The sequence below is a fragment of the Pseudomonas sp. 05T35 genome, from assembly GCF_056396605.1.
This window is the reverse complement of sequence record NZ_JBFTLU010000264.1, coordinates 1-6,087: the sequence shown is the minus strand read 5'-3', so window position 1 is coordinate 6,087 and position 6,087 is coordinate 1. Positions and strand designations below refer to the sequence as shown.

Annotated in this window: 6 protein-coding genes; all 6 read right to left on the bottom strand. The window is 60.3% G+C overall.

All coding sequences use genetic code 11. The annotated features are described in order from the left end of the window. Positions 1-1,327: mannitol dehydrogenase family protein (locus AC1DH9_RS19330; protein WP_477808601.1), on the bottom strand; the 1,327-nt coding region annotated here is incomplete at its 3' end. A gap of 15 nt (positions 1,328-1,342) precedes the next feature. Continuing rightward, positions 1,343-2,446, bottom strand: coding sequence for an ABC transporter ATP-binding protein (locus AC1DH9_RS19325; protein ID WP_427539953.1), 1,104 nt, complete (start codon positions 2,444-2,446; stop codon positions 1,343-1,345). 35 nt (positions 2,447-2,481) lie between these two features. After that, positions 2,482-3,312, bottom strand: a complete 831-nt coding sequence (locus AC1DH9_RS19320; protein ID WP_477808600.1) for a carbohydrate ABC transporter permease — start codon at positions 3,310-3,312, stop codon at positions 2,482-2,484. Between the two features lie 8 nt (positions 3,313-3,320). Continuing rightward, positions 3,321-4,247, bottom strand: a complete 927-nt coding sequence (locus AC1DH9_RS19315) for a carbohydrate ABC transporter permease (RefSeq protein ID WP_427539956.1) — start codon at positions 4,245-4,247, stop codon at positions 3,321-3,323. 157 nt (positions 4,248-4,404) lie between these two features. Then, a complete protein-coding gene (locus AC1DH9_RS19310; RefSeq protein ID WP_477808599.1) occupies positions 4,405-5,715 on the bottom strand; it encodes an ABC transporter substrate-binding protein in 1,311 nt (436 codons plus the stop codon). Positions 5,716-5,934: 219 nt separating this feature from the next. Next, the gene (locus AC1DH9_RS19305; RefSeq protein WP_477808602.1) at positions 5,935-6,069 is read right to left on the bottom strand and encodes an OprD family outer membrane porin; all 135 of its coding nucleotides are present in this window, start codon (positions 6,067-6,069) and stop codon (positions 5,935-5,937) included. Positions 6,070-6,087 lie beyond the last annotated feature (18 nt).

The window sequence follows — 6,087 nt, the reverse complement described above, 5'->3', positions numbered from 1 at the left end:
ACGCATCATCGGCCACCAGCGCCTGACAGAACTCCGCCCGCGGGTCGGGAATCGAGTAGGTATCGCCATTCTCATCCACGCCCTTCAAGTAAATCGCCCACGCTGCCACCACCAACGCCGCACGTCGGGTCTCGCGGCCATCGGCAATCAAGCGGTTGATGGTCGGTACGGTGAATTTCGGAAACTTCGACGAGCCGTCGGAGCATACCCGCGCCAGTTGATCGGCAATCGCCTGATTGGAGAATCGTTCGACCAGGGTGTTCTTGTACTGCGTCAGGTCAATGCCCGGCACCGGCGCCAATTGCGGCGTTACGTCCAGGTCTATGTAGGCGCGCATGTAACGCACGAACAGCGGATCGTTCATGGTTTCGTGGACGAAGCGATAGCCCTTGAGAAAGCCCAGGTAAGTCAGGGCCAGATGGCTGCCGTTGAGCAGTTTGATTTTCATCTCTTCGTAAGGCGTGACGTCGTCGGTGAACTGCACGCCGACTTTTTCCCAGGCTGGACGACCGTTGACGAAGTTGTCTTCCAGCACCCATTGCACGAAGGGTTCGCAGACCACTGGCCATAGATCGTCGATGCCGTGTTCGTCGTGCAGGTGCAAGCGGTGAGCCGAGCTGGTCATTGGGGTGATGCGGTCGACCATGGCGTTGGGGAAACTGACGTTTGTGGCGATCCAGTCCCGCAGATCGGCATCGCGCAGGGCGGCGAAGGCCAGCAGCGCCTTACGGGTGACCGCGCCGTTGTGTGGCAGGTTATCGCAGGACATCAAGGTGAACGCTGGAATACCGGCGGCGCGGCGTTTGGCCAGGGCCGCACAGAGGAAGCCGAACACGGTTTTCGGTGAGTTCGGATGCGCCAGGTCATGCTGGATCTGTGGCAGTTGGGCCATGAACTCGCCCGTGCTGTCGTCAATGCAATAACCGCCCTCGGTGATAGTCAGCGAGACGATGCGAATGCCCGGGCTGGCGAGTTTATCGATCAGCGCCTGGGTACCGTCTTCGGCCAGCAGCATGTCGCTGATGGCACCGATGACCCGTACTTCGGTGTCGCCGCTGTCGCCCAGCTCAAACAGCGTGAACAGGTAATCCTGGCTGGCCAGGTCATCCCGGGCGCGGCGATCTTCGGCACGCAGGCCGATGCCGCAGATGCTCCAGTCCAGGCCTTCTCCAGTGTTCATCAAGGCATCGGTGTAATAGGCCTGATGGGCGCGATGGAAACCGCCGACGCCGATGTGTGCGATACCCTGGCGAGTCGCACTCAGGGGGTAGGCGGGCAGAGCCACTTCAGCTGCCAGACGGGTAAGGTTGGGCTTGTTCAGTTTCATGTCGGGTCTCGGCAATCAGGCAGCGGCACGCAGCGGTCTGGCCACCGCCACCCCGCTGGCATCGAATAAGTGGCAGTGTTCGGCGTCCAGATGCAGGCTCAGTTGTTCGCCATAACGGCTCGCCAGATCGCCGCGAATGCGCATGGTCAGCGCTTCACCGGAGGCGGTCAGAACGTGGCAGAAGGTGTCGCTGCCCAGGCGTTCGCTGACGTCGGCGGTGACTTGCAAGGTGCAGTCGCCGGGTAACGCGAGGTTCAGGTGTTCCGGACGAATACCCAGCGTCACCGCGCCGCCAATGCTCAGGTTGGCACCGCTCAGCGGCAATGTGATGCGAGTGCCGGCGTCCAGTAGCACTTCGCAGTTCTGGCGTTCGACACGGGTGACCTTGCCCTTGAGAAAGCCCATTTTCGGGGTGCCGAGAAAGCCTGCGACAAACAGGTTGGCCGGCTGGTGATAGAGCTCCAGCGGCGAGCCGACCTGTTCGATCCGACCACCGTTGAGCACGACGACTTTGTCAGCCAGGGTCATGGCTTCGACCTGGTCGTGGGTCACGTAGATCATCGTTGCTTGCAGTTCTTTATGCAGTCGCGCCAGCTCCAGGCGCATCTGTACCCGCAGGGCGGCGTCGAGGTTGGACAGTGGTTCATCGAACAGGAAGATTTTCGGGTTGCGCACAATCGCCCGGCCGATCGCCACGCGCTGGCGTTGGCCACCGGAGAGCTGTTTCGGCTTGCGTTCGAGCATCGGCCCGAGCTCGAGAATTCGTGCCGCTTCGTTGACCTTTTTCTCTACCTCGGCCTTGTTCACTCCGGCCAGGTCGAGGGCGAAGGACATGTTCTTGCGCACGCTCATGTGCGGGTAGAGGGCATAGGTCTGGAACACCATCGCCAGGTCACGCTTGGCCGGGCTGACTTCGGTGATGTCGCGTCCGTCCAGTTCGATGCTGCCGGCAGTGACTTCTTCCAGCCCGGCGATCAGCCGCAGCAGGGTCGATTTGCCGCAGCCGGACGGGCCGACGAAGACCACGAACTCGCGGTCATTCACTTCAAGGTCGATGCCTTTGATGATGGAAAAGCCTTCGAAACCTTTTTGCAGATTTTTGATTTTCAGGTGGGCCATGACGGGCCTCCACTTTTAATGATTCGAAAGGGGCGTTATTTCACGGCGCCAAAGGACAGGCCGCGGACCAGTTGTTTCTGGCTGATCCAGCCGAAGATCAGGATCGGTGCGCAGGCCAGGGTCGAGACCGCCGACAACTTGGCCCAGAACAACCCTTCGGGACTGGAGTACGAGGCGATCAACGCAGTCAATGGCGCGGCTTTCGACGAGGTGAGGTTCAGTGACCAGAACGCCTCGTTCCAGCACAGGATCAGCGACAGCAACACGGTCGATGCCAGTCCGCCCTTGGCGATCGGCAGCAGCACCCGGACCATTTCCTGCCACAGTGTGGCGCCGTCCAGTCGCGCCGCTTCGAGGATGTCCTTGGGAATGTCCTTGAAGTAGGTGTAAATCATCCAGACCACAATCGGCAGGTTGATCAGCGTGTAGATGATGATCAGCGCGATCCGCGTATCGARCAGGCCGAAACTCTTGGCTAGCAGGTAGATCGGCATCAGCACGCCCACCGGCGGCAGCATCTTGGTCGAGAGCATCCACAGCAGCGTGCCCTTGGTGCGCTGGGTTTCGTAGAACGCCATCGAGTACGCCGCCGGCACTGCGATCAGCAGGCACAGCGCTGTCGCGCTGAACGAAATCACTACCGAGTTCCAGGCGAAGCTGAAGTAGCCGCTACGCTCGTTGACGTGCAGGTAGTTCTCCAGCGTTGGCGTGAAGATGAACTGCGGCGGCGTGGCGAACGCGTCGATCTCGGTTTTGAAACTGGTCAGCACCATCCAGAAGATCGGGAAGAAAATCAGGATCGCGATGGCCCAGGCCAGGGTGCCCAGCAGCAGGCTTTGCAGGCGGCGGGTTTGTTGAAGAGTCATGGCAGGCCTCAGGCTTTGTCTGTCAGGTTTTTGCCGATCATCCGCACCAGGATGATCGCCGCAATGTTGGCAATCACCACCGCGATCAAGCCACCGGCCGAGGCCATGCCGACGTCGAACTGCACCAGCGCCTGGTTGTAGATCAGGTACGCGAGGTTGGTCGAGGCGTAGCCGGGGCCGCCGTTGGTGGTGGTGAAGATTTCGGCGAACACCGAGAGCAGGAAGATGGTTTCGATCATCACCACCACCGCAATCGGTCGCGCCAGGTGCGGCAGGGTCAGGTGCCAGAAGATCGCGACGGGGCCGGCGCCATCCAGGCGTGCCGCTTCTTTCTGTTCCTGGTCGAGGGATTGCATGGCGGTCATCAGGATCAGGATCGCGAAGGGCAGCCATTGCCACGAGACAATGATGATGATCGACAGCAACGGATAGTGCGCGAGCCAGTCCACCGGTTGCGCGCCGAAGAGCTTCCACACGGCCGCGAGAATCCCCGAGACCGGATGGAAAATCAGGTTCTTCCAGATCAGCGCGCCGACGGTGGGCATGATGAAGAACGGCGAGATCAACATTACTCGCACGATGCCGCGGCCAAGAAACTCACTGGCCTCCAGCAAGGCGCTGATCAATACGCCGAACACCACGCTGATCAGCAGCACGCTGCCGACCAGCAACAAGGTATTGGTGGCGCCCGGCAGGAAGCCCGAATCGGTCAGGAAGTAGCTGAAGTTCTCCAGCCCGACGAACGCGTTGTCGCCGGGGTACAGCAAGTTGTAGCGGATCAGCGAAAAGTACAGGGTCATGCCCAGCGGCACGATCATCCATAGCAGCAACAGCGCCACCGAAGGGCTGACCAGAAACCAGCCCGGGTTGGCCAGCCGGCTTTTACGCAGCGGCGCCGGAATGTCCATTTGTGCTTTGAGAGTCGAGGTATTCATGGCGATCACAACCGATTGAGAACAGGCAAATGAAGATCCAGTGTGGGAGCGAGCTTGCTCCGGGCGGCGATCCGACGATGGCGATTGATCAGCCGACATCGATGTTGAATGTCATGGCCTCATCGCGAGCAGGCTCGCTCCCACAGGGGTTTCCGGGTTACTTGGGATAACCCGCGCGCTTCATTTCACGTTCGGTGGTTTGCTGGGCCGCCGCCAGGGCCTGGTCGACGGTGGTCTGGCCGATCAGCGCGGCGGAGAACAGCTTGCCGACCTGGGTACCAACGGCCTGGAACTCGGGAATGGTCACCAACTGGATGCCGATATAGGGCACCGGCTTGAGGGTCGGTTTGCCCGGATCGGCGACCTTCAGCGATTCCAGCGTGACCTTGGCGAACGGCGCGGCATTCATGTAGGCCGCGCTGTAGGTCGAAGCGCGAGTGCCAGGCGGCACGTTGGCGATACCGTCCTTCTCGGCCACCAGCGCGCCGTACTCTTTGGAGGTGGCCCAGGCACTGAAGGTTTTTGCCGCGTCCTTGGCTTTGGAGCTGGTGGGGATCGCCAGTGCCCAGGAGTACAACCAGGCCGAGCCTTTGTCGGTCACTTGATGGGGCGCGTAGGTGAAGCCGACGTGGTCGCTGACTTTGCTTTGGGTCTTGTCGGTGACGAACGAACCGGCAACGCTGGCGTCGACCCAGATCGCGCACTTGCCGCTGTTGAACAGCGCGAGGTTCTCATTGAAGCCGTTGCTGGAAGCACCCGGCGGGCCGGACTTTTTCATGGTGTCGGCGTAGAAGCTCAGTGCGTTCTTCCACTCGGGACCGCTGAATTCCGGCTGCCACTTCTCATCGAACCAGCGTGCGCCGTAGGCGTTGGCGATGGTGGYGATCAGCGCCATATTCTCGCCCCAGCCGGTCTTGCCGCGCAGGCAGATACCGTACTGTTCCTGGTCGGGTTTGTTGAGTTTGCCAGCGAATTCGCCGATCTGCTCCCAGGTCGGATGCTCGGGCATGGCCAGGCCTGCGTCCTTGAACAGGTCGGTGCGGTAATAGGTCATGGAGCTTTCGGCATAGAACGGCAGGGCGTACAGCGTGCCCTTGACCGACAGGCCTTCACGCACGGAAGGGAAGACGTCGTCGAGCGCGTAACTGGCAGGGAGGTCCTTCATCGGTTCCAGCCAGCCCTTGGCGCCCCACAGTGCAGCTTCGTACATGCCGATGGTCAACACATCGAACTGGCCGCCCTGGGTGGCGATGTCGGTGGTCAGGCGCTGACGCAGGACGTTTTCTTCCAGCACCACCCAATTGAGCTTGATCTCCGGGTGCTCGGCCTCGAAGGTTTTCGAGAGCTTTTGCATGCGGATCATGTCGCTGTTGTTGACGGTGGCAATGGTCAGGGTTTGTGCGCCAAGGCTGACGCTGCTGAGGGTCATGCAGGTGCAGGCAAGCAGAGCTTTTACAGTGGGTTTCATCGCGCACTCCTCTTCTGAGCCCTGGGGGCAGCAGAAGGACAGTTATTGTTTTTGTGTCTTCCGGAGGTAGGAAGAATCTGAGGCTGATTACAGCCCTCAACACACGCGATGACAAATCATTGGTAGCACTTGCACTGATACTATTTTGCACATGGAAAGATCGCAGGCTATGCCAGCTCTTTGTTGGAGTTGGCGCAGCCTGCGATCTTCAATGTCGTCTTACCACAGTTTGACGCTGTAACTGAGGACCAGGCGGTTTTCGTTGGTGTCGCGTTGGTAGTTGCTTTTGCTCATGCCATTGCGCCAGCGGGCGCTGACGTTTTTCAGCGGGCCGCTCTGGATGGTGTAGCCCAGGTCGGTGTAGCCCAGGTC

What these genes read in the sequence shown, in the direction of transcription:
- AC1DH9_RS19325 (WP_427539953.1), bottom strand. Translation starts at nt 2,446, where the DNA reads ATGGCCCACCTGAAAATCAAAAATCTGCAAAAAGGTTTCGAAGGCTTT.
- AC1DH9_RS19315 (WP_427539956.1), bottom strand. Translation starts at nt 4,247, where the DNA reads ATGAATACCTCGACTCTCAAAGCACAAATGGACATTCCGGCGCCGCTG.